A 20,039-nucleotide genomic window follows, 5' to 3' on the forward strand; every position below is an offset into this window, starting at 1 on the left:
TCCCCGAAGGATGCAAGATGGCCGAGCTTTCCGCCGCAGCCCCCCTGACCACCGCCGATGGCCGCCCGCTGAAGGCGGCACTGGCCTCGGCGCAGGCCCGCGCCCGCCGCAGGGCCTTTGTGCTGGTGCTGCCGCTGCTGGCCTTCGTGCTGCTGACCTTCATCCTGCCGATCGGGCAGATGCTGTATCGCTCGGTCTACCATGACGGATTTTCCTCGGCCGCGCCGCAACTGGCGGCCTGGTTTGATGCCAACCCCGAGGGCACCGCGCCCGACGAGGCCGCCTTTGCCGCCCTTGCCGCCGATCTGAAACAGATGAAGGCCGACAAGAGCGCAGGCGAGGCGGGCACCCGGATCAACTACAACGTTTCCGGCACCCGGTCCTTGTTCACCTCGACCGCCCGCGCCGCCGACAAGCTGGAACCGCCCTACCGCGAGGCGCTGCTGGCGCTGGACGCCAAATGGGGCCAGCCGATTATCTGGCAGGCGATGCGCTCGGCCGCCTCGCCCTACACCTCGGATTTCTATCTGGTCGCCACCGACCGCGAGCGTGATGCCAGCGGCAAGGCGGTCAAGGTCGCGGAGAACGAGCGGATTTATTTGTATCTGTTCTTCAAGACCTTCTGGCTGTCGGGGCTGATCACCGGCATCTGCCTGGTGCTGGCCTTCCCGATCGCGCATCTGCTGGCAACGCTGCCGATGGCCAAATCCAACCTGCTGATGATTCTGGTGCTGCTGCCATTCTGGACCTCGCTGCTGGTGCGCACGACCTCGTGGATGGTGCTGCTGCAGGGGCAGGGGGTGGTGAACAACGTGCTGGTGGCGCTGCATCTGATCGACGATCAGGGCCGCCTGGCGATGATCAACAACGAGACCGGCACCATCATTGTGATGACGCATATCCTGCTGCCGTTCATGATCCTGCCGCTGTATTCGGTGATGCGCACCATCCCGCCGTCCTATGCGCGCGCCGCGCGCTCGCTGGGGGCGACAAGCTGGACCACGTTCCGCCGCATCTATCTGCCGCAGACCCTGCCGGGCATTGGTGCCGGCGGGCTGCTGGTGTTCATCCTTGCCGTGGGTTACTACATCACCCCGGCGCTGGTCGGCGGTGCCGATGGTCAGATGATCTCGAACCTGATCAAGTTCCACATGGACAAATCCAACTGGTCGCTGGCTGCCGCCCTGGCCGCGCTGCTGCTGGCGGGGGTGCTGCTGCTGTACTGGCTGTATGACCGGCTGATCGGCATCGACAACCTGAAGCTGGGATGAGGCGATGACCGCTGGTTTCTTCCTGACAGAAATACCCACCCGCAGCCGGGCTCTGCGGCAGAGGAGTCCGATCTGATGGCGCTTCCGGTTTACGCGACCCCGCTGGAGCGGGCCTGGCATGTCACCTACAAGGCGATCTGCGTGGCGATCTTCGTGTTCCTGATCTCGCCGATCCTGATCGTGATCCCGCTGTCGTTCAACGCCGAGGCCTATTTCACCTTCACCGACAAGATGCTGGCCTTCGATCCGGCGGGCTATTCGATGCGCTGGTATGACACCCTGCTGACCTTCGGCATGCCCTCGCCGGACGGGGTGCGCGATGTCGGCTGGTGGCAGCAGGCCTGGGAAAACTCGACCTGGATCAAGGCCGCCAAGAACTCGGTGATCATCGGCTTCTGGTCCACCATTCTGGCGACGGTGCTGGGCACGTTGGCAGCCTTAGGTCTGTCGCGGCGCGAGATGCCGTATCGGCGGCTGGTGATGGCGCTGCTGATCTCGCCGATGATCGTGCCGATCATCATCATCGCCACCGGGCTGTTCTTCTTCTATTCCGACCCCTGTTCGCCGCTGGCCTGGTTTGGCATCGACCTGAACTGCGGTCGGCTGACCAGCACCTATACCGGTGTGATCATGGCGCATGCCACTTTGGGCATCCCCTTCGTGATCATCACCGTCACCGCCACACTGGTCAGTTTCGACCAGTCTCTCAGCCGCGCCGCCGCCTCGCTGGGGGCCAGCCCGTCGAAGACTTTCTTCAAGGTGATGCTGCCGCTGATCCTGCCCGGCGTGGTGTCGGGGGCGCTGTTCGCCTTTGTCACCTCGTTCGACGAGGTGGTGGCGGTGCTGTTCATCGCTGGCCCCGATCAGCAAACCATCCCGAGGCAGATGTGGAACGGCATCCGCGAGCAGATCAGCCCGGCGATCCTGGCGGTGGCGACGATTCTGGTGGCGATCTCGATTGCGCTGCTGGCAACGGTAGAGCTGTTGCGGCGGCGGTCGGAACGGCTGCGCGGCGTCACCCCGCGCTGACCAAAATCCTTCGAAGGATTTTGCAAGATTTTTGCAAAAATCTTGGCTCCCGGTCGTCAGGGCAGGATTTGCAACCACATCCAGATCGTGCCGATCGAGGCGGCGGTGGCCAGCAGCACCGCCGAAGCCGCCACCCGCCGCCCCGCGCCATACATGTGCGCGAAAAGATAAGCATTCACCCCCGGCGCCATCGAGGCGGTGACCACCGCCGACCGCATCTGCGCCGTATCCAGCCCGATCACCCAGCGCCCCAGCCCGTAGGTGATCGCCGGATGCAGCAGCAAGGATATCACGCAGACCATGGCAATCGCCGCCTTGTCGCCCTCGGGGTGATAGCGCAGCAGCACCCCGCCCAGCCCGAACAGCGCCACCGGAATAGCCGACCGCGCCATCATCTCCACCGCCGCCCAGACCGTGCCGGGCAGCGGCAGGCCGCTAAGGTTGACGATGAAGCCCGCGGTGATGCCCAGCACCAGCGGCTGCGAAAAGATCGCCTTCAGCACTTGGCTCACCAGCTTGCCCGCAGGCACGCCCTGACCATGGCTGCGGGCAAGCTCCATCGCGGTGATGCCGATGGCATACAAAAGCGGCGAGTGGATCGAGATGATGGCGATATTGCCCGCCAAAGCGTCCGCGCCATAGGCCCGCTCGGTGATCGGCAGGCCCAACAGCAGCGAGTTGGAAAACATGCAGGCAAAGCCGATGGCGACCGCATCGGTGGCATTGCGGCCAAACAGAGTGCGGGCGCCGAAAAACCCAAGGGCAAAGCCGCCGATGGCCCCGGCGTAGAAGCTGGCGAACAGGCCGGGGTCGTAGGTCGCGGCCAGGTCCATCTGCGAAATGGATTTGAACAGCAGCGTCGGCACCGCGAAGTTTTGCGCAAAGCGCATCACCCCATCCACCGCGCTTTCGGCAAACAGCCCGGCGCGGGCGGCGGCATAGCCGAAACCGATCAGCAGGAACACCGGCAGGATCACGTCGAGCAAGGCGCTCACGCGGGCAACTCGATTACCATGCCGTCATGGGCGGGGCGGATATGCGGCGGCAGATCAGCCTCCAGCCGCGCAAAATCAAGGTCGATGTGCATGTTGGTGATCACTGCGCGGGCAGGCTTGGCACGGCCAATCCACTCCAGCGTCAGCGCCAGATGCGCATGCGTCGGGTGCGGCTTGTAGCGCAGCGCATCGACCACCCAGACCTGCAAGCCGTCCAGCAGCGGCCAGCTTTCCTCGGGGATACGCACCGCATCGGGCAGATAGGCCAGCCCGCCCACCCGGAACCCCAGCGCGTCGATCGAGCCGTGATCGGCCACGAAGGGCTGCAACACCATATCCCCCCCGGCGCCGCCAACGGTGATTGGCCCGTCGATCAGGTGCAGGTCCAGAATCGGCGGGTAGGGCGAGCCTTCGGGCTGCACGAAGGCATAGCCGAAGCGTTCCAGCAGTTCGGCGCGGGTCGGCGCGTCGGCCCAGACATCCAGCCGTCGGCGCAGGTTGAACACGATCTGCCGCAGGTCGTCGATGCCATGCATGTGGTCGGCGTGGCTGTGGGTATAAACCACGCCATCCAGCGCCCCGACGCCCGCATCCAGCAGTTGCGCGCGCATGTCGGGCGAGGTGTCGATCAGCACGCGGGTGGTGCCTTGCGGGCCGATCTGTTCCAGCAGCAAGGAGCAGCGGCGGCGGTGGTTCTTCGGGTTGGTGGGGTCGCAAGCCCCCCAGTCGCCACCCAGCCGTGGCACGCCGCCCGACGAGCCGCAGCCGAGGATGGTGGCGCGAAGTCCTTGAAATTGCGCGCTCATCCGGCGGCCTTCCAGAACAGCCGGTCGAAATTGGCCGATGTTGCGGCGGCGAAATCGGCCAAGGGCAGCCCGAACAGTGCCGCCCCGGTGGCGGCGGTATCGGCGGTATAGGCCGGCTCGTTGCGCCGCCCGCGATGCGGGATCGGCGCAAGGTAGGGGCTGTCGGTCTCTAGCAGGATGCGGTCCAAGGGTGCTGCGGCGAAAATCTCGCGCAGTTCGGCGGATTTCGGGAAGGTGGCGATGCCCGACATCGACAGATAAAAGCCAAGGTCCAGCGCCGCCCGGCCGAGTTCGGCGCTGGAGGAAAAGCAGTGCATCACGCAACTGAACGCGCCCGCCCGGTGCTCGGCGGCCAGTATCCGCGCCATGTCGTCGTCGGCATTGCGGGCGTGGATGATGAGGGGCAGGCGGGTCTGCCGTGCGGCCTCGATATGCACCGCAAGGCTGGCCTGCTGGGCCAGTTTGCTGTCGGCGGAATAGTGGTAGTCCAGACCGGTCTCGCCGATGCCGACGAATTTCGGATGCGCCGCCAGCGCCACCAGGTCCTCGACCCGCACGATTGCATCTTCGCCCGCCCGCATCGGATGCACCCCGGCAGCGTAGAACACGCCCGCATGGCCTTCGGCAATCGCCCGCACCTGCGGCTCCAGGTGCAGCCGGGTGCAGACGGTGACCATGCGGGTCACCCCTGCGGCCCGCGCCCGCGCGATCACGTCCGGCAATTCATTGTCGAAATCGGGAAAGTCGAGGTGGCAATGGCTGTCGACGATCTGCGGCGCTGGGGTCATGGCTTACCTTTGGGCGAGCAGTGCCGCCGTCTCGTCGATCTTCAGGATCATATCCAACAGAAGGGCGGCAGGGTCAAGGTTGACCGCCTTGCCGCGCCGCGCCCGCAGGCCAAGCGATTGCGCCAGGTCGGCCCAGATCCGGGCGGCGGTGGGGGTGGGGGCAAGGCGGGCGATCAGCGCGGCCTCGCCCGGGCAAGCCTCGGGCGGGCAGTGGCCAAGGGTTCCGGCACGGGCAAGCCGGGCCAGCAAAAGGTCGATCAGCGTCACCAAGAGGTCAAAGCGCGGCTCGTTGCCGCGACCAGCGCCCAGTTCGGCCAGCGCCAGGGCCCTGGGGCGGTCCAGCCGGGGCAGGGTGGCCATCAGCGCGATCAGGCTGCGGTAATGCGTAAGCCCCTCCAGCGTGCCCAGTTGCAGGGCCTGCCCGACCGAGCCGCCCGCGAGTTCGGCCAGCGCCGCCACATCGCGGTCGGCCACATCCGCCCCGGCCTGCGCCAGGGCGGCGGCCAGCGGCTCGGGCGGCAGGGTTGTCAGGCGCAACTCGCGGCAGCGCGAGCGGATGGTGGGCAGCAGGCGGAACGGCTGGTGGCTGACCAGCAGCAGGGTGACGCCTGCCGGGGGTTCTTCCAGCAGCTTCAGCAGGGCGTTGGCGGCACCGGGGTTCATCTCGTCGGCGCTGTCGATGATGGCGACGCGGCGGCCACCATCGGCAGCGGAGAGGCTGAAAAAGCTTTTCATCTGGCGGACTTCATCCACCCGGATATCGGCGGAAAGCCCGGTGCCGGTGGAGTTCTTGCCACGGCGCAGCAGGAACAGCCGGCCTTCCGAGAGCGCCGCCATCCGGCGGGCTACCGGGTGGTCGGGCGAAATGTCCAGAGAGTCGGGCGGCGGCGGGGCGAACATGCCGCCGTCGTTTTCCGGCGTCGCCAGCAGGAACCGCGCGATCTTCCAGGCGAGGGTGGCCTTGCCGACGCCGCGCGGGCCGGAAATCAGCCAGCCATGGTGCAACCTTCCGGCGTTGAAATTACCCAGAAATTCCGCCTGTGCGGCGGCATGGCCGATCAGCGTGGTGGTTTCCCGCGGATGCGGCGCGCCTTCGATGCGGTCGGGTTCGGGCAGGTCTTCCGGGGCCAGCGCCATGGTCTAGGCCAGCGCCAGATGCGCAAGGGCATGGCCCAGCACATCGGCGGCCACGGCCTCGGGCGGGCGGTTGCCGTCGATCACCCGGAAGCGTTCGGGATGCGCCGCAGCCAGTGCCAGAAACCCCGCCCGCATCTTGATTTGCAGCGCCAGCCCCATGTCTTCAAAGCGCTGCTCGGCCCCGGCCCGCGCCACCGCCCGGTTCAGCCCCAGCGCCGGGTCCAGATCAATCAGCAGCGTCAGGTCAGGCTCGACCCCGATCATCAGATCGTGCAGCCGGTTCACCAGCGGCCCCAGATCGCCGCGCGAGATGCCCTGATACATCCGCGTGCTGTCGGCAAAGCGGTCGGTGATCACCACCTCGCCGCGCGCCAGGGCAGGGCGGATGGTCTTTTCCAGATGGTCGCGGCGGGCGGCGGTGAACAGCAGAATTTCGGTCTCCGCCGACCAGCGATCCGGGTCGCCCTCCAGCACCAGACGGCGGATTTCCTCGGCGCCGGGGCTGCCGCCCGGCTCGCGGGTCTGGCAGACGCTGTGGCCCAGTTTGCGCAGGCTTTCGGCCAGCAGCCGACTTTGCGTGCTTTTGCCGGAACCGTCGATGCCTTCGAAACTGATAAAGCGCCCCAAGGCCATGTCAGGAGGCCGCAGCCTCGGGCGGGAAGAACCGGGCTTGCAGCACCTTGGCGGCGGCGGTCAGACGGCCCAGAAAGCCGCCCTTGCCGACATCGGCCTCGGCCACCAAGGGCACGCGGGCGTCGGGCATGTTGGGGATGTGCAGCACCAGTTCGGCCACTTCGTCGCCCTTGGCAATCGGCGCCTGCAGCGGCCCGGTATAGACCACTTCGGCGCTCATCTGATCTTGCACCAGCGCGGGCAACAGCCGGGTCACGTCGGCGGCGGGCACCAGACCCACGGTCGCAGCATCGCCCAGCCAGACCTCGGCCTCGGCCACCCGCACCCCGGACTTGGCCACGGTTTTCAGCGCGAACTGGCGAAACGCCCAGTTGACGATCCGCTCGGATTCCTCGGCCCGCGCGGTTTCCGACGGCAGCCCGGTGATGGCAAACACGATGCGCCGGTTGCCCTGCACCGCCGAACCAACCAGGCCATAGCCCGCCTCGGTGGTGTGGCCGGTTTTCAGCCCGTCGGCGCCGATGTTCAGCTTCAGCAGCGGGTTGCGGTTGAAGCGGTTCTCCACCGCGCGGTCGGCGTAATTGTATTCGGTCTCGGCAAACACCGGATAATATTCGGGAAATTCCTCGATCAGCCTTGTGGCAAGCAGGCCCAGATCGTGCATGCTCATCCGATGCGAGGGATCAGGCATGCCGGAAGCATTGGCGAAATGCGAGTTGGTCATGCCCAGAGCCTGCGCCCGCTGGCTCATCTGTTCGGCAAACGCCTCTTCGCTGCCCGCCAGCCCTTCCGCCACCACCACGCAGGCATCGTTGCCGGAGTTGATGATCATGCCATGGATCAGTTGTTCGACGGTCGGCCGGTCGGTTTCCTGCAGGAACATGGTCGAGCCACCCAGCGCCGTCATGCCCTTGGCGCGGGTCGAGACGGCGAATGTGGTGTCCATCGCCACCCGGCCATCGCGCAGCGCCTCGAACAGCATGTTGATGGTCATCAGCTTCGACATCGAGGCCGGCGGCACCGCGACATCGGCGTTCTTGTCCATCAGCACGGTGTGCGTGGTCAGGTCATAGACCCAGGCATTGCTGGCCTGGGTGTCGAAGGCCTGCGCGGGCAGGGCGGTCAGCAGGGCCAGGAAAAGCATCAGGCGGTGCAGCATGGCAGGTGCCCCCATGGGTCAGCGGGTGAAATAGGCGTCTGTGAAGCCAAGGCCCTTGACCTTGGCCAGAAGCGCGGCCTTGTCGCCGCTGCCCTTGGCCACCACGCTCCAGAACGCCTTGCCCTGGGTGGTGCCGGGGCGGATGTCAAAGGCCACACCGGCCTTTTTCAGCGCATCGGCGGCACGTTTGGCATTGGCCTCGACACTGAAGATGCCGATCTGGAGGGTGTGCTGGGTGCCGCTGGCGGCAGGGGGTGCGGGCTGTTCCACCGCTGCCGGGGCCGCGGCCACCGGGGGCGTGGTGGCGTCCACCTCGTCCAGCGCCGCACCGGCCACGGCCACGGCATCCAGCGACGTGGTTTCGACGGTCTCGGCGGCATCCAGGATCGGCTTGCTGGCGTCGGGTTCCACCGCCGGCGCTTCTTCGCGGCGCAGGGCGGTGACGTTCAGCTTGCCCGGTTGCCCGGCCAGAAGCCCCAGCGCCGAGGCGGCATCGGACGAGATTTGCAGCTTCGGCCCCGGATTGTCGCGTTCCCGCCGGAACAGCGCGCCGATCACGAATTTGCCATTGCCGGGGTTGCGCAGGATCACCCGTTCCGGGTTCACCGCATCGGGCGAGGCGACCCAGACGCCGCCCAAGGACGGGCGGCCATCCCAAAGGGCCTCGTCGGTGACCTGAAACACCTCGGGTGCCTCGACGTCACGGTCCACCAGCCGCACCGAGGTGGCCGGGGCGGCACTTGCGTCAACCGCCGCGTCCTCCGCCGGTTTATCCTTTGGCGCAAAGGGGTTGCTGCCTGGCTGGCAAGCCATCAACCCGACACAGGCCACCAAGGTCAGAACCAGATTTCTGCCTGTCCCACTCGTCATTCCAAGCCCCCAATACTGCGCGTATTCTCTTGTCGCGCTTGTCGTGATCCGCCCGGCCGGACGGGTTCTGCCCTGCGCGCGTTGCGGCGCGTCGTGGCATCATAACGATTGCTCCCGCCCGAGGAAAGAGCCGAGGCCCGGTTCGGCGGAATTTGGCAGCAAATCAGGACGGTCGCGGTGCAGCCCGCCCTTCCAGAATCGCGGACGAACCGCTAGACGCAGCCCGTCGGAGGAGTGGCAGAGTGGTCTAATGCACCGGTCTTGAAAACCGACGTGGGGGGAACTCCACCGTGGGTTCGAATCCCACCTCCTCCGCCACGCGCAATCCTGGGTTGAAAATTCCGCGCTTTGGCGCCGGAATTTCGCGCTGTATCGCGGGGGGGGCGACCCGGCAAGGTGGTGAGACCGCCCAATTCAGGCCAATGAGCTGCAGCGGGCGTTCCTCAAAGCCGGAGGTTTGCCGCAGGGCCGTTGCGAACGGCACCTTCATCACCCTGCGGGTCTGCACGGCTCCGTCGCTGCCGAAGGGCTGTCGCCCACGCTTGCCGGTGCGCTTCGCCGTCCAGATCGTGTCAGGGTCAATCCAGATCGCCAGCGCGCCCCGACACTTGAGCGACTTGTTATATGCGGGCCAAATCAGGGTCTTGTGGCTTGCTTGAAGCGGGCAGAGGAGCCCGATTCATCGGCGCCGCCGGGGGCGTTCCCCTCGCCTTCGATCTGCTTCCCCCCGTGTTCCCCCAGCGCAGAACGAGAACAGCCCCCTTGCGGGATGGCTGGTAACTTCTTGCTTTTCTTGGGATTATTGGCTCCGGCGGTAGGGATCGAACCTACGACCAATTGATTAACAGTCAACTGCTCTACCGCTGAGCTACGCCGGAACACGTGGGCCGTATAGCAAGCAGAATCCGGGCCGTCCAGATGCATTTCAATTTAAATTGGCCCGGGATGCAGGTCGCGATCCGAGACGCGGGCGCGGGGCGAGATGTCCGTTGCGACATGCGGGGCTATGGAGGTTTTCGCTATTTATATCATGGGATTGGCAGGTAATTTCACCGCCTGTTCGGCGGCGGGGCAGCGGGCCGAGTTCACGGTGGCGGTGCCTTGTGATGTTCGGATCGGCATGGCTTTGTCGATCGGTGCCGTGCCAAACGGCTTGCTTGAACCGGATCGGGCACCCGTCGGTGATCGAGGTGCTGCAGCGGACGGCGGCAGGGTTCCAATTCACGAGGCATCGTTTGTCGGTCTGTTATCTGATTTGTGGATCGGGCCGACCAATCTGCTGCCCGACGCGACCGGCACAGGCCAGTGTTTCGCAGGGCCGATCCCGCCATCAGCCCGGCCAGCGCAGAAACCTGATCAAGCAGGCCCTGCGCAAAGTTTCATTGCGGTGGTCAGCGTCGGCGCATCCGGGCAATCGGAGTGACCGGGCAAGACCTGGTGCGCCTTCGGCCTGCGATCCGCCCGGATCGGGCGCGGCGCGGGGGAGGGTGGCAACGGCGCTGCACCGCGTGCCGCGCGCGTCTGCTCTTTCGCGCAGGCCCGGCTACGGGTAGGCTGGCCGCATGTTCGGTCTGTTGAAAACCCTTCTGCCCCGCAGCCTTTACGGCCGTGCCGCGCTGATTCTGATCGTGCCGATTGTCACGATCCAACTGGTGGTGTCGGTGGCGTTCATCCAGCGCCACTTTGAAAAGGTGACGCAGCAGATGACCGAAGGGGTGGGGATCGAACTGCGGGCGGTGCTGGCAGAGATGCAGACGGCACCGGCGGGTCAGCCCATGCCCGGCATTGCGCTGGCGCGCGCGCTGGAGTTTCGGCTGGAACGACCGGCGCAAGAGGTGGCGCAGACAGATGCCGTTGCTTTCTGGGATCTGCCCGGGCGCGTGGTGATCCGCACATTGCGCGAAGGCTTGCCGGGGCTGCGCGCCGCCGATCTGGAAAGCGACATTGGCGCTGTGCGGCTGCTGGTGGACACGGCAAGCGGGCCGGTGGTGATCACGCTGGACCGTCGCAGGGTGGCGGCGTCCAATCCGCATCAGCTTTTGGTGCTGATGATTGCGACCTCGGCGCTGATGACACTGATTTCCTATATTTTCCTGCGCAATCAGGTGCGGCCGATCAAGAAGCTGGCCGAGGTGGCCGAGGCGTTTGGCAAGGGTCGGCACGTTGTCTATCGGCCGCAGGGGGCGCTGGAGGTGCGGGCGGCGGGGCGTGCTTTCGTCGATATGCGTGCCCGGATCGAGCGGCAGATCGAGCAGCGCACGCTGATGCTTTCCGGGGTCAGCCACGATCTGCGCACGCCGCTGACCCGGCTGCGGCTGGGGCTGTCGATGCTGCCGGAGGATGCCGAAACGGCGGCTCTTCTGGGCGATGTGGCCGACATGGAGCGGCTGGTGGACGAGTTTCTGGCCTTTGCCCGCGGCGATGCCATGGAGGAAACCCAGCCGGTCAATGTGGCGGCTTTGGTGCAGCGGGTGGTGGAAAACGCCCAACGCGCAGGCCAGCCGGTGCAGTTGCGGCCAGAGGTGGGGCCAGGCGACTTCCTGGCCGAAGCCCGGTTGCGCCCGATGGCGATTGCCCGGGCGCTGGAGAACCTGATCGGCAATGCGGTGCGCTTTGGCACGCATGTCGAGGTGTCGCTGGTGCTGAGCGAGCAGCAGGTGCGCATCAGCGTCGAGGACGACGGCCCCGGTATTCCGCCCGAACTGCGGGACGAGGCGATGGCCCCCTTCACCCGGCTGGACCGCGCCCGCGACCCCAACCGCGGCGGCGGTGTCGGGCTGGGGCTGTCGATTGCCGCCGATATTGCCCGCAGCCATGGCGGTGCCCTGCGGCTGTCAGACAGCGAGGCTCTGGGCGGGCTGAAGGCGGAATTGCGGCTGGCGCGCTAAGGCCTGGCGCTCTGGCTCGGCACCGGCTGTTTCAGCGTGCCCGAGGTCAGCGGGGGCGGGCGAAATTGATCACCCAGGCCGGGCGCGCGCCATCGGCCAGGCCGACGCCGATCTCGGTCGCCCCTGCGGCAAGGATGTTGTCGCGGTGATGCGGCGAGTGCATCCAGAAATTCATCGCCTTTTCCGGCGTGTCAAAGCCCCAGCCGGTATTTTCTGCTGCCATCCGCAGTTTGTAGCCGCCGCGCCGCAGCCGCTGGCCAAGATCCGACCCGTCCGAGCCGACATGGCTGTAGCCGCCTTGGGCGGCGTTGTCGCAGGCATGGGCATGCGCCACCCGCTCCAGCTTGGCCGAGGGGCGCAATGCGGGCAGGCCGCGGGCGCGGCGCTCGGCGTTGATCAGCTTGACCAGTTGTGCGATCTGGCCTCTGGCGCGCGACGGCGCGGCGCACCGTCCCACCGCCGGGCGGTTGTCCGAAGGTGCCGCAGACTGTTGCTCGAACACCACGTTGGCGGCCAGGACCTGCGGCGCCGGTGCCATCACACCAGCCAGTGCCAGCGCAAGGCCTGCCAGCAGGGGCAAGCCCGTGCGTGATGGTTTTTGCATTGGCATCAGGGACTGCCCTTTCCGAAAGCACGTTCAGTGTTGCGACCGGTATGGCGACGGAAGCCGCCAGATTGATGGTGCAATATGGACAGTTTCATGACCGCGGCGCAACTCTGGCGCGATTGCATCGGCGGCTTTCCCGCGCAGGCCCCCTCGGGGGTTCGGATTTCATCTGCGCCGCCGCGCCGCCTTCGGCACGCGAAAACCGGTGCCTGCCCTTGCAGCCTCTGGCGCGCGACACTAAGACTTGAGTAATTCCTCGGCGGTATCCGTATCCATCAGACAACAGGCAGGCGCAGATGAGAGACCCGATCGACCACTACATGAATACCCTCGTGCCGATGGTGGTCGAACAGACCAGCCGCGGCGAGCGGGCCTATGACATTTTCAGCCGGATGCTGAAGGAACGCATCATCTTTCTGTCCGGCCCGGTGCATGACGGCATGTCGGCGCTGATCTGCGCGCAACTGCTGTTCCTTGAGGCGGAAAACCCGACCAAGGAAATCAGCATGTACATCAACAGCCCCGGCGGCGTGGTGACCTCTGGCCTGTCGATCTATGACACCATGCAATACATCAAGCCGCGAATCTCCACGCTGGTGATCGGACAGGCCGCCTCGATGGGCAGCCTGCTGCTGACCGCCGGGCAGAAGGGCATGCGCTTCTCGTTGCCCAACAGCCGGGTGATGGTGCACCAGCCCTCGGGCGGCTATCAGGGGCAGGCCACCGACATCATGATCCACGCCCAGGAAACCCAGAAGCTGAAAGACCGGCTGAACGGCATCTATGTCAAACACACCGGCCAGCCGATGGAAGCGGTGGTGGCGGCGCTGGAGCGTGACAACTTCATGTCGGCCGAAGATGCGAAGTCCTGGGGCCTGATCGACGAGATCGTTGAAAGCCGTGGCAAGGCCGAAGAGACGCCGAAATAGGCAAGAGCCTGAGAAAGCAGCCTTTCCGGGGCAGGCGCCATGCCCCGGGGCGGCAATCCGCTCGTGCAATGCGCGGGCAATGTGACCCAAGGCCCCGCGGGGCGATTTGACATTGTGAAGGCGCGGGCCTTGGCCTAGACTTTCTGAACATGGCCGGGCCCTTCGGGGCGGCGCACTGCAGAGGATGACCATGGCGAACAATTCTGGCAGCGACAGCAAGAACACCCTGTATTGCTCGTTCTGTGGCAAGAGCCAGCATGAGGTCCGCAAGCTGATTGCCGGCCCAACCGTGTTCATCTGCGACGAATGTGTCGAGCTGTGCATGGACATCATCCGCGAGGAAACCAAGGCAACCGGGCTGAAAGCCAGCGATGGCGTGCCCACCCCGCGCGACATCTGCAAGGTGCTGGACGACTATGTGATCGGCCAGATCCATGCCAAGCGGGTGCTGTCGGTGGCGGTGCACAACCACTACAAGCGGCTGAACCATTCGTCGAAAACCGACATCGAGCTGTCGAAATCCAACATCCTGCTGATCGGCCCCACCGGCTGTGGCAAGACCCTGCTGGCGCAAACCCTGGCGCGAATCCTCGACGTGCCCTTCACCATGGCCGACGCCACGACGCTGACCGAAGCCGGTTACGTCGGTGAGGATGTCGAGAACATCATCCTGAAACTGCTGCAAGCCAGCGAATACAACGTCGAGCGGGCGCAGCGCGGCATCGTCTATATCGACGAAGTCGATAAAATTACCCGTAAATCGGACAACCCGTCGATCACCCGCGACGTGTCGGGCGAGGGCGTGCAGCAGGCGCTGCTGAAGATCATGGAGGGCACCGTGGCTTCGGTGCCGCCGCAGGGCGGGCGCAAGCATCCGCAGCAGGAGTTCCTGCAGGTGGATACCACCAACATCCTGTTCATCTGCGGCGGGGCGTTCTCGGGTCTGGAAAAGATCATCGCGCAGCGCAACAAGGGCTCGGCCATCGGCTTTGGCGCCGAGGTCAAGGGCCCCGAGGATCGCGGCGTTGGCGAGTTGTTCAAGGAACTGGAGCCGGAGGATCTGCTGAAATTCGGCCTGATCCCGGAATTCGTCGGCCGTCTGCCGGTGATCGCCACGCTGACTGATCTGGACGAGGCGGCGCTGGTCACCATCCTGACCGAGCCGAAGAACGCGCTGGTCAAGCAATACCAGCGGCTTTTCGAGATTGAAGGTGTCACGCTGACCTTCACTCCCGACGCGCTGGTGGCGATTGCCAAGCGGGCGATCAAACGCAAGACCGGCGCGCGGGGCTTGCGATCGATCATGGAGGATATCCTGCTGGATACCATGTTCGAACTGCCGGGCATGGCGGGGGTGACCGAAGTGGTGGTGAAGGAAGACGCGGTGAACGCTGGGGCCAAGCCGCTGCTGGTGCATGCCGAAGCCAAGAAGGAAAAGGCGGCCTCGGCCTCCTGACCGCTTTTCCATCGCTGAAATCAGGCGGGCCATGGCCCGCCTTTTTCATGGCAGGGCTGAACCCACTGGACCTTGCCCGACCTTTCCGCCATATCAGGACAAACGATCCCGGAGGCCGCGCATGTATTTCCTCAAACGCCTGCTGACCTGGTGGAACAGCCAGACGCTGAACACCCAAATCTACACCTGGCGCAAGGGCGTGAAGGTCGGGAGCGATGAGCAGGGCAACATCTATTACCAGACCCGCGACGGCAAACGCCGCTGGGTGATCTATAATGGCGAGGCCGAGGCCAGCCGAGTGAACCCCGATTGGCATGGCTGGCTGCACCACACCTGGGACCAGCCGCCGACCACCGCCCCCCTGAAGCACAAGCCCTGGGAGGCACCGCATCAGGAAAACCTGACCGGCACCCCCGCGGCCTATGCGCCGCCCGGCTCGATCCGCAAGCCCGGCCAGCCGGTGGCGCGGCGTGATTACGAGGCGTGGCAGCCCGAATAATGGCCGAGAACGTCTCAGAGGTGCTGGCCGGGGCTGCGGTTCTTGCGGCAGCAGTCGGCTTCGTGATCTACGCAGGTCAGGGCACGGGCTTTGGCGGCGATGTCGGGCGTTATCCGCTGAAAGCCTCGTTCCGCTCGGTCGAGGGCATCACCGTTGGCTCGGATGTCAAGCTGGCCGGGGTCAAGGTCGGCTCGATCACCGATCTGCAACTGAACCCGCAGACCTATTTCGCTGATGCCGAAATCTCGATGCTGGACGGCGTGCTGCTGCCCGATGACAGCGCCATCCTGATCTCGTCCGAAGGGTTGCTGGGGGGCAATTTCATCGAGGTGATCCCGGGGGGCTCGCCGATCAATCTGGAGCCAGGGCAGGAGATCGAGGACACCCAGGGGGCGGTCAGCCTGATCAGCCTGCTGATCAAGTTTGTCGGCAATGGGGCCAAGGATGCGGTCACCACGACCGACCCGGCCGCCGATCCTGCCCAGCCATGAAACGTCTGCTGCTTCTTGCCGTTCTGGCCAGCCCTGCCGCCGCACAAGAGGTGGCCGATGCCCCCGGCGGCATCCTGCGCTGGCTGGACAAGGTGTCGGGCGAGACCGCCGATATCGAATTGTCGCGCGGCCAGTCGGCGGTCAGCGGCCGGTTGACCATCCAGCTTGACGCGTGCCGCTATCCGGTGGACAACCCGGCCTCCAACGCATTCGCGCATCTGACCATCACCGAAGACAAGGTTGCAACGCCGGTGTTTTCCGGCTGGATGGTGGCAGCCAGCCCGGCGCTGTCGGCGCTGGACCATCGGCGCTATGACGTCTGGGTGCTGCGCTGCATCACCCCGACCACGGATCAAATCGAGGTGCCGGAAGATGCGCCGGTGGAAGATGCCGCCGAACCCCCGGCCTTGCCGGAAGATGCGCCGGTTGACTGATCGGCATAACCGGGCGGGGTGAAATTCGCCTGTTTTTGCAACGCTTTGGCCAGACGGGCGCGATACTCGGCCCGCGGGATTTCCACCGCCCCCAGGCTCGCCAGATGCGGCGTCAGAAACTGGGTGTCGAACAATTCGAAGCCGCCTGCCCGCAGACGGGCGACCAGATGGGCCAGCGCCAGTTTCGACCCATCGGTGCGGCGCGAGAACATGCTTTCGCCGAAAAACGCCGCCCCCAGCACCACGCCATACACCCCGCCCGCCAGCGCGCCGTCCTGCCAGACCTCGAGGCTGTGGGCATGGCCCATCCGGTGCAGATCGGCGTAAAGCTGGAAGATCGGCGCGTTGATCCAGGTTTCGGGCCGCTCGGCGCAGGCCTGCACCACGCCGGCGAAATCGCGGTCCGCCGTCACCTGATAACCGCTGCGGCGGATGCGGCGTGCCAGACTTTGCGAGACATGAAAGCCGTCCAGCGGCAGCACGCCGCGCAAGCGCGGATCGACCCAATGCACCTGCGGATCATCCCGGCTTTCCGCCATCGGAAAGATGCCCGCCGCATAGGCGCGCAGCAGCAGGTCGGGCGTCAGCGTGCCGGGCATGGCCTCAGCCGAAGTTCGCCGCCAGCCATTTTTCCAGCCAGTGAATGTTGTATTCGCCGTTCTGGATGTCGGGGTCCGACAGCAGCGCATCAAACAGCGGCACGGTGGTGTCGATGCCGTCGATGATCAACTCTCCCAGGGCCCGCCGCAACCGCGCCAGCGCCTCGGGCCGGTCGCGGCCATGCACGATCAGCTTGCCGATCAGGCTGTCGTAATAGGGCGGGATGGTGTAGCCGCCGTAGATGGCGCTGTCCATCCGCACGCCAAGGCCGCCCGGCGCATGGAACACCCGCACCTTGCCGGGGCAGGGGCTGAAATTCGGCAGCTTTTCGGCGTTGATGCGCACTTCGATGGCGTGGCCGTTGATCTCCATCTCTTGCTGATGGAACGACATTTCCATGCCGGCGGCGACCCGGATCTGTTCGCGCACCAGATCGACGCCAAAGATCGCCTCGGTGACGGGGTGTTCGACCTGCAACCGGGTGTTCATCTCGATGAAGAAGAACTCGCCGTCTTCATAGAGGAATTCGATGGTGCCGGCGCCGATGTAGTTGATCGCGGCCACGGCTTCGGCGCAGACCTTGCCGATGCGGGCGCGCAGGGCCGGGGTGATCACCGGGCCGGGGGCTTCCTCCAGCACCTTCTGGTGGCGGCGTTGCAGGCTGCAATCGCGTTCGCCCAGATGCACGGCGCGGCCCTTGCCGTCGCCAAACACCTGCACCTCGATATGCCGCGGTTTTTGCAGGTATTTTTCGATATAGACCTCGTCATTGCCGAAGGCCGATTTGGCCTCGGCCCGGGCGGTGCGGAAGGCGATCTCCAGCTCTTCGGGGTTGTTGGCGACCTTCATGCCGCGCCCGCCGCCACCCGCCGTGGCCTTGATGATCACCGGAAACCCGATGCCCGCCGCCACGCCGATGGCAGATTCGTAATCCGGCACGCCGCCATCCGAGCCGGGAACGCAAGGTACCCCCAGCGCGCGCATGGTTTCCTTGGCGGTGATCTTGTCGCCCATGATGCGGATGTGCTCGGCGGTGGGGCCGATGAACACCAGCTCATGGTCCTCCAGCGCCTGCGCGAAGGCGGCGTTTTCCGACAGGAAGCCGTAACCCGGATGCACCGCCTGCGCCCCGGTGATCTCGCAGGCCGAGATGATGGCGGCCTTGGAAAGATAGCTTTCCGACGAGGGTGCCGGGCCGATGCAGACCGATTCATCTGCCATCCGCACATGCATGGCGTCGGCATCGGCGGTGGAATGAACTGCCACCGACTTGATCCCCATCTCGCGGCAGGCGCGGATCACCCGCAGCGCAATCTCGCCGCGGTTGGCGATCAGGATCTTGTCGAACAACTGATGGGCGGGCGCGTCTGCGGACACCGGCGGCCTCACTCGATGATCATCAAGGGCGCGCCGTATTCGACCGGGTTGCCATCAGCGATCAGGATGCGCTTGACGGTGCCCGCGCGCGGTGCCGGGATGTGGTTCATCGTCTTCATCGCCTCGATGATCAGCACGGTCTGGCCTTCGGTGACGATGGCGCCGATGGTGACGAAGGGCGAGGCCCCCGGTTCGGCAGACAGATAGGCGGTGCCGACCATCGGCGAGGTCACAGCCCCCGGATGCTGCGCCGGGTCTTCCGACAGCACCGGGGCTGCGGGGGCTGCGGCGGCGACCGTGGTGGGCGCGGGCAGGGCCACCGGGGCGGGCATTGCCACCGGGGCTGCCACCACAGTCGCCTGTTTGACCACGCGCACTTCCAGGCTGTCGTCGATGCCGTAATCGCGCTTCACCGAAAGCTCGGTCAGATCATTCTGGTTCAGAAGCTCCGCCAGCGCCTTGATGAAGGCGACATCCGCTTCGGTGGAATGTTTGCTCATACCGTCCTCTTGAGGCATTTTTGCCTGATTTTTCGGCCAGAAAGGCACTCTGCGGCGCCGGGGCTGTCTGCGCTTATACGCGAGGCGTCCGGCGCTGAAAAGCCATAGCTGTGATGCGCCTTGCCGCAGGTGCATTGATACGGAAAAATAATCCGGGCGTTATTTACCGTTTGATAAAAAAAATCGGCTGTGGCAGCCTTTGTGGCAACAAGAATGTCCCGGGGAGGGCGCAATTTGTCCAACACGTCACTGACGCCCGGCGTGGTGCCGGGTCGGCTTGCCGCCGAGGCCTATGCGCGAAATTTCGCCGATGCAGCCCCGCGGCTTGGGCGGCACGAGGCGATGGTGGCGGCGGACCGCTGCTATTTCTGTTTCGACGCGCCCTGCACGACCGCTTGCCCGACCTCGATCGACATCCCGCTGTTCATCCGCCAGATCGCCACCGGCACGCCGGATGCGGCAGCGAAGACCATCTTTGCGCAGAACATAATGGGCGGCATGTGCGCCCGGGTCTGCCCGACCGAGACGCTGTGCGAAGAGGCTTGCGTGCGCGAGGCCGCCGAGGGCAAGCCGGTCGAGATTGGCCGTTTGCAGCGCTATGCCACCGACGGGCTGATGGCGCAGGCTGGACATCCGTTTACCCGGGCGGCGGCCACCGGCAAATCGGTGGCGGTGGTCGGGGCAGGGCCTGCGGGTCTGGCCTGTGCGCACCGGCTGGCGATGAAGGGTCATGCGGTGCAGGTTTATGACGCGCGGCCCAAGCCGGGCGGGTTGAACGAATATGGCCTGGCCACCTATAAGACGGCTGATGATTTCGCCCAAGCCGAGGTGGACTGGCTGTTGCGGATCGGTGGCATCACCCTGCATCAGGGGGTGAGCCTGGGCCGCGAGGTGGCGTTGGCCGATCTGCGCGCCAGCCACGATGCGGTGTTTCTGGGCGTGGGGCTGGCCGGGGTGAACGGCTTGCGCGTGCCGGGTGAGGACTTGAAGAACGTCCGAAATGCTGTTGATTTCATAGCAGAATTGCGGCAGGCGGGTGATTACTCCTCCCTTCCCGTCGGCCGCGATGTGGTGGTCATCGGCGGCGGCATGACCGCCGTCGATGCCGCCGTCCAGGCCAGATTGCTGGGGGCAGAGACCGTCACCATCGTCTATCGCCGCGGTCAGGAAAAGATGAGCGCGTCGGGCTACGAGCAGAACCATGCCACCTCTTCCGGCGTGCGGATCATCTGCAATGCCGCCCCGGTGGCGTTGCATGGCACGGGTGCGGTGACCGAGGTCGAGTTTGCCCATACCGTCGATGAACCCGGCGGGTTGCGGCTGACCGATCAGACCTTCCGGCTGGCTGCCGATCAGGTGTTCAAGGCCATCGGACAAAGCCTTGTCGGTGCCCCGGAAGGCCTGGCGCTGCAAGCGGGCAAGATTGTTGTCGATGCGGCCGGGCGTACTACATTGCCCGGTATCTGGGCGGGCGGCGACTGTGCGACGGGCGGCGAAGACCTGACCGTGACCGCCGTGGCGCAGGGCCGCGATGCCGCCGAAGATATCCACGCATCCATCAGTTGACGGA

The 20,039-nt window shown here is 65.5% G+C and carries 21 protein-coding genes, 2 tRNA genes and 1 pseudogene; 11 read left to right on the forward strand and 13 right to left on the reverse strand.

Annotated features, from left to right (window positions below; all coding sequences use genetic code 11):
* Nucleotides 1-17: 17 nt before the first annotated feature.
* Nucleotides 18-1,271, forward strand: coding sequence for an ABC transporter permease (locus RSW2DRAFT_RS07725; RefSeq protein WP_008029689.1), 1,254 nt, complete (start codon nucleotides 18-20; stop codon nucleotides 1,269-1,271).
* A gap of 75 nt (nucleotides 1,272-1,346) precedes the next feature.
* Nucleotides 1,347-2,300, forward strand: coding sequence for an ABC transporter permease (locus RSW2DRAFT_RS07730; RefSeq protein ID WP_008029691.1), 954 nt, complete (start codon nucleotides 1,347-1,349; stop codon nucleotides 2,298-2,300).
* A gap of 56 nt (nucleotides 2,301-2,356) precedes the next feature.
* On the opposite strand, the gene RSW2DRAFT_RS07735 is transcribed toward RSW2DRAFT_RS07730, so the two are convergent.
* From RSW2DRAFT_RS07735 to RSW2DRAFT_RS07765, 7 genes are read right to left on the reverse strand one after another with little or no spacing between them, the layout of a single operon-like run.
* Nucleotides 2,357-3,295 (reverse strand): AEC family transporter, encoded by a 939-nt coding sequence (locus tag RSW2DRAFT_RS07735; RefSeq protein WP_008029693.1) that lies wholly within the window; start codon nucleotides 3,293-3,295, stop codon nucleotides 2,357-2,359.
* Nucleotides 3,292-4,101, reverse strand: coding sequence for an MBL fold metallo-hydrolase (locus tag RSW2DRAFT_RS07740; RefSeq protein WP_008029695.1), 810 nt, complete (start codon nucleotides 4,099-4,101; stop codon nucleotides 3,292-3,294). Before RSW2DRAFT_RS07740 ends, RSW2DRAFT_RS07735 begins: the two co-directional genes overlap by 4 nt.
* On the reverse strand, nucleotides 4,098-4,889 hold the full coding sequence (locus tag RSW2DRAFT_RS07745; protein ID WP_008029697.1) for a TatD family hydrolase: 792 nt from the start codon (nucleotides 4,887-4,889) through the stop codon (nucleotides 4,098-4,100). Before RSW2DRAFT_RS07745 ends, RSW2DRAFT_RS07740 begins: the two co-directional genes overlap by 4 nt.
* Before the next feature lie 3 nt (nucleotides 4,890-4,892).
* Nucleotides 4,893-6,026 (reverse strand): DNA polymerase III subunit delta', encoded by a 1,134-nt coding sequence (locus RSW2DRAFT_RS07750; RefSeq protein ID WP_008029699.1) that lies wholly within the window; start codon nucleotides 6,024-6,026, stop codon nucleotides 4,893-4,895.
* 3 nt (nucleotides 6,027-6,029) lie between these two features.
* A complete protein-coding gene (gene tmk, locus RSW2DRAFT_RS07755) occupies nucleotides 6,030-6,659 on the reverse strand; it encodes a dTMP kinase (protein WP_008029702.1) in 630 nt (209 codons plus the stop codon).
* Nucleotide 6,660: 1 nt separating this feature from the next.
* Nucleotides 6,661-7,818 (reverse strand): D-alanyl-D-alanine carboxypeptidase family protein, encoded by a 1,158-nt coding sequence (locus RSW2DRAFT_RS07760; protein WP_008029704.1) that lies wholly within the window; start codon nucleotides 7,816-7,818, stop codon nucleotides 6,661-6,663.
* An 18-nt stretch (nucleotides 7,819-7,836) separates the two neighbouring features.
* Nucleotides 7,837-8,688, reverse strand: a complete 852-nt coding sequence (locus RSW2DRAFT_RS07765; RefSeq protein WP_008029706.1) for an SPOR domain-containing protein — start codon at nucleotides 8,686-8,688, stop codon at nucleotides 7,837-7,839.
* 228 nt (nucleotides 8,689-8,916) lie between these two features.
* Here RSW2DRAFT_RS07765 and RSW2DRAFT_RS07770 point away from each other — a divergent pair.
* Nucleotides 8,917-9,006: transfer RNA gene (locus tag RSW2DRAFT_RS07770), tRNA-Ser, on the forward strand.
* 81 nt (nucleotides 9,007-9,087) lie between these two features.
* Here RSW2DRAFT_RS07770 and RSW2DRAFT_RS17395 read toward each other — a convergent pair.
* Together RSW2DRAFT_RS17395 and RSW2DRAFT_RS07775 are read right to left on the reverse strand one after the other, a co-directional pair.
* Nucleotides 9,088-9,367 (reverse strand): annotated as a pseudogene (locus RSW2DRAFT_RS17395) (transposase); the annotation flags it as partial.
* Between the two features lie 124 nt (nucleotides 9,368-9,491).
* Nucleotides 9,492-9,566: transfer RNA gene (locus RSW2DRAFT_RS07775), tRNA-Asn, on the reverse strand.
* Nucleotides 9,567-9,694: 128 nt separating this feature from the next.
* Here RSW2DRAFT_RS07775 and RSW2DRAFT_RS17915 point away from each other — a divergent pair.
* Together RSW2DRAFT_RS17915 and RSW2DRAFT_RS07780 are read left to right on the forward strand one after the other, a co-directional pair.
* Nucleotides 9,695-10,111: a hypothetical protein gene (locus RSW2DRAFT_RS17915; protein ID WP_156790669.1), complete on the forward strand. Its 417-nt coding sequence runs from the start codon at nucleotides 9,695-9,697 to the stop codon at nucleotides 10,109-10,111.
* A gap of 139 nt (nucleotides 10,112-10,250) precedes the next feature.
* Nucleotides 10,251-11,576, forward strand: a complete 1,326-nt coding sequence (locus RSW2DRAFT_RS07780) for an ATP-binding protein (RefSeq protein WP_008029708.1) — start codon at nucleotides 10,251-10,253, stop codon at nucleotides 11,574-11,576.
* 46 nt (nucleotides 11,577-11,622) lie between these two features.
* Here RSW2DRAFT_RS07780 and RSW2DRAFT_RS07785 read toward each other — a convergent pair whose 3' ends face one another.
* A complete protein-coding gene (locus RSW2DRAFT_RS07785; protein WP_008029710.1) occupies nucleotides 11,623-12,186 on the reverse strand; it encodes a CAP domain-containing protein in 564 nt (187 codons plus the stop codon).
* A 293-nt stretch (nucleotides 12,187-12,479) separates the two neighbouring features.
* Between RSW2DRAFT_RS07785 and RSW2DRAFT_RS07790 the strand changes: the two genes are divergently transcribed.
* The 5 genes from RSW2DRAFT_RS07790 to RSW2DRAFT_RS07810 all read left to right on the forward strand — a co-directional run bounded on the left by RSW2DRAFT_RS07790 (nucleotide 12,480) and on the right by RSW2DRAFT_RS07810 (nucleotide 15,992).
* Nucleotides 12,480-13,112 carry an ATP-dependent Clp protease proteolytic subunit gene (locus RSW2DRAFT_RS07790; protein ID WP_008029712.1) on the forward strand — a complete coding sequence of 211 codons (633 nt, stop codon included), beginning with the start codon at nucleotides 12,480-12,482 and terminating at the stop codon, nucleotides 13,110-13,112.
* Between the two features lie 190 nt (nucleotides 13,113-13,302).
* The gene (gene clpX / locus RSW2DRAFT_RS07795) at nucleotides 13,303-14,568 is read left to right on the forward strand and encodes an ATP-dependent Clp protease ATP-binding subunit ClpX (RefSeq protein WP_008029714.1); all 1,266 of its coding nucleotides are present in this window, start codon (nucleotides 13,303-13,305) and stop codon (nucleotides 14,566-14,568) included.
* A 121-nt stretch (nucleotides 14,569-14,689) separates the two neighbouring features.
* Nucleotides 14,690-15,067 carry an NADH:ubiquinone oxidoreductase subunit NDUFA12 gene (locus RSW2DRAFT_RS07800; RefSeq protein WP_008029715.1) on the forward strand — a complete coding sequence of 126 codons (378 nt, stop codon included), beginning with the start codon at nucleotides 14,690-14,692 and terminating at the stop codon, nucleotides 15,065-15,067.
* Nucleotides 15,067-15,558: an outer membrane lipid asymmetry maintenance protein MlaD gene (gene mlaD / locus RSW2DRAFT_RS07805; RefSeq protein ID WP_008029717.1), complete on the forward strand. Its 492-nt coding sequence runs from the start codon at nucleotides 15,067-15,069 to the stop codon at nucleotides 15,556-15,558. Before RSW2DRAFT_RS07800 ends, mlaD begins: the two co-directional genes overlap by 1 nt.
* Nucleotides 15,555-15,992 carry a DUF2155 domain-containing protein gene (locus RSW2DRAFT_RS07810; protein WP_008029719.1) on the forward strand — a complete coding sequence of 146 codons (438 nt, stop codon included), beginning with the start codon at nucleotides 15,555-15,557 and terminating at the stop codon, nucleotides 15,990-15,992. The genes mlaD and RSW2DRAFT_RS07810 overlap by 4 nt, the downstream gene beginning before the upstream one ends.
* Here RSW2DRAFT_RS07810 and aat read toward each other — a convergent pair.
* The 3 genes from aat to accB are packed head-to-tail and all read right to left on the reverse strand — an operon-like array spanning nucleotide 15,911 to nucleotide 18,469.
* Complete coding sequence (gene aat / locus RSW2DRAFT_RS07815; protein ID WP_008029721.1) at nucleotides 15,911-16,591, reverse strand: leucyl/phenylalanyl-tRNA--protein transferase; 681 nt, start codon at nucleotides 16,589-16,591, stop codon at nucleotides 15,911-15,913. The genes RSW2DRAFT_RS07810 and aat overlap by 82 nt on opposite strands.
* Nucleotides 16,592-16,595: 4 nt before the next feature.
* Nucleotides 16,596-17,942 carry an acetyl-CoA carboxylase biotin carboxylase subunit gene (accC, locus tag RSW2DRAFT_RS07820; protein ID WP_040671849.1) on the reverse strand — a complete coding sequence of 449 codons (1,347 nt, stop codon included), beginning with the start codon at nucleotides 17,940-17,942 and terminating at the stop codon, nucleotides 16,596-16,598.
* A 35-nt stretch (nucleotides 17,943-17,977) separates the two neighbouring features.
* On the reverse strand, nucleotides 17,978-18,469 hold the full coding sequence (gene accB, locus RSW2DRAFT_RS07825; RefSeq protein ID WP_008029725.1) for an acetyl-CoA carboxylase biotin carboxyl carrier protein: 492 nt from the start codon (nucleotides 18,467-18,469) through the stop codon (nucleotides 17,978-17,980).
* A 213-nt stretch (nucleotides 18,470-18,682) separates the two neighbouring features.
* Here accB and RSW2DRAFT_RS07830 point away from each other — a divergent pair, with 213 nt between their 5' ends.
* On the forward strand, nucleotides 18,683-20,035 hold the full coding sequence (locus RSW2DRAFT_RS07830; RefSeq protein ID WP_040671833.1) for an NAD(P)-dependent oxidoreductase: 1,353 nt from the start codon (nucleotides 18,683-18,685) through the stop codon (nucleotides 20,033-20,035).
* The last annotated feature ends 4 nt before the right edge of the window (nucleotides 20,036-20,039 follow it).

Origin of the sequence: Rhodobacter ferrooxidans (assembly GCF_000176015.1) — a bacterium.
Classification (GTDB): domain Bacteria; phylum Pseudomonadota; class Alphaproteobacteria; order Rhodobacterales; family Rhodobacteraceae; genus Pseudorhodobacter_B; species Pseudorhodobacter_B ferrooxidans.

What these genes read in the sequence shown, in the direction of transcription:
- RSW2DRAFT_RS07725 (WP_008029689.1), top strand. Translation starts at nt 18, where the DNA reads ATGGCCGAGCTTTCCGCCGCAGCCCCCCTGACCACCGCCGATGGCCGC.
- RSW2DRAFT_RS07790 (WP_008029712.1), top strand. Translation starts at nt 12,480, where the DNA reads ATGAGAGACCCGATCGACCACTACATGAATACCCTCGTGCCGATGGTG.
- RSW2DRAFT_RS07750 (WP_008029699.1), bottom strand. Translation starts at nt 6,026, where the DNA reads ATGGCGCTGGCCCCGGAAGACCTGCCCGAACCCGACCGCATCGAAGGC.
- clpX (WP_008029714.1), top strand. Translation starts at nt 13,303, where the DNA reads ATGGCGAACAATTCTGGCAGCGACAGCAAGAACACCCTGTATTGCTCG.
- mlaD (WP_008029717.1), top strand. Translation starts at nt 15,067, where the DNA reads ATGGCCGAGAACGTCTCAGAGGTGCTGGCCGGGGCTGCGGTTCTTGCG.
- RSW2DRAFT_RS07830 (WP_040671833.1), top strand. Translation starts at nt 18,683, where the DNA reads ATGTCCCGGGGAGGGCGCAATTTGTCCAACACGTCACTGACGCCCGGC.
- RSW2DRAFT_RS07730 (WP_008029691.1), top strand. Translation starts at nt 1,347, where the DNA reads ATGGCGCTTCCGGTTTACGCGACCCCGCTGGAGCGGGCCTGGCATGTC.
- RSW2DRAFT_RS07780 (WP_008029708.1), top strand. Translation starts at nt 10,251, where the DNA reads ATGTTCGGTCTGTTGAAAACCCTTCTGCCCCGCAGCCTTTACGGCCGT.
- RSW2DRAFT_RS07810 (WP_008029719.1), top strand. Translation starts at nt 15,555, where the DNA reads ATGAAACGTCTGCTGCTTCTTGCCGTTCTGGCCAGCCCTGCCGCCGCA.
- RSW2DRAFT_RS07745 (WP_008029697.1), bottom strand. Translation starts at nt 4,889, where the DNA reads ATGACCCCAGCGCCGCAGATCGTCGACAGCCATTGCCACCTCGACTTT.
- RSW2DRAFT_RS07740 (WP_008029695.1), bottom strand. Translation starts at nt 4,101, where the DNA reads ATGAGCGCGCAATTTCAAGGACTTCGCGCCACCATCCTCGGCTGCGGC.
- RSW2DRAFT_RS17915 (WP_156790669.1), top strand. Translation starts at nt 9,695, where the DNA reads ATGGAGGTTTTCGCTATTTATATCATGGGATTGGCAGGTAATTTCACC.
- tmk (WP_008029702.1), bottom strand. Translation starts at nt 6,659, where the DNA reads ATGGCCTTGGGGCGCTTTATCAGTTTCGAAGGCATCGACGGTTCCGGC.
- aat (WP_008029721.1), bottom strand. Translation starts at nt 16,591, where the DNA reads ATGCCCGGCACGCTGACGCCCGACCTGCTGCTGCGCGCCTATGCGGCG.
- RSW2DRAFT_RS07765 (WP_008029706.1), bottom strand. Translation starts at nt 8,688, where the DNA reads ATGACGAGTGGGACAGGCAGAAATCTGGTTCTGACCTTGGTGGCCTGT.
- RSW2DRAFT_RS07785 (WP_008029710.1), bottom strand. Translation starts at nt 12,186, where the DNA reads ATGCCAATGCAAAAACCATCACGCACGGGCTTGCCCCTGCTGGCAGGC.
- accB (WP_008029725.1), bottom strand. Translation starts at nt 18,469, where the DNA reads ATGAGCAAACATTCCACCGAAGCGGATGTCGCCTTCATCAAGGCGCTG.
- RSW2DRAFT_RS07760 (WP_008029704.1), bottom strand. Translation starts at nt 7,818, where the DNA reads ATGCTGCACCGCCTGATGCTTTTCCTGGCCCTGCTGACCGCCCTGCCC.
- RSW2DRAFT_RS07800 (WP_008029715.1), top strand. Translation starts at nt 14,690, where the DNA reads ATGTATTTCCTCAAACGCCTGCTGACCTGGTGGAACAGCCAGACGCTG.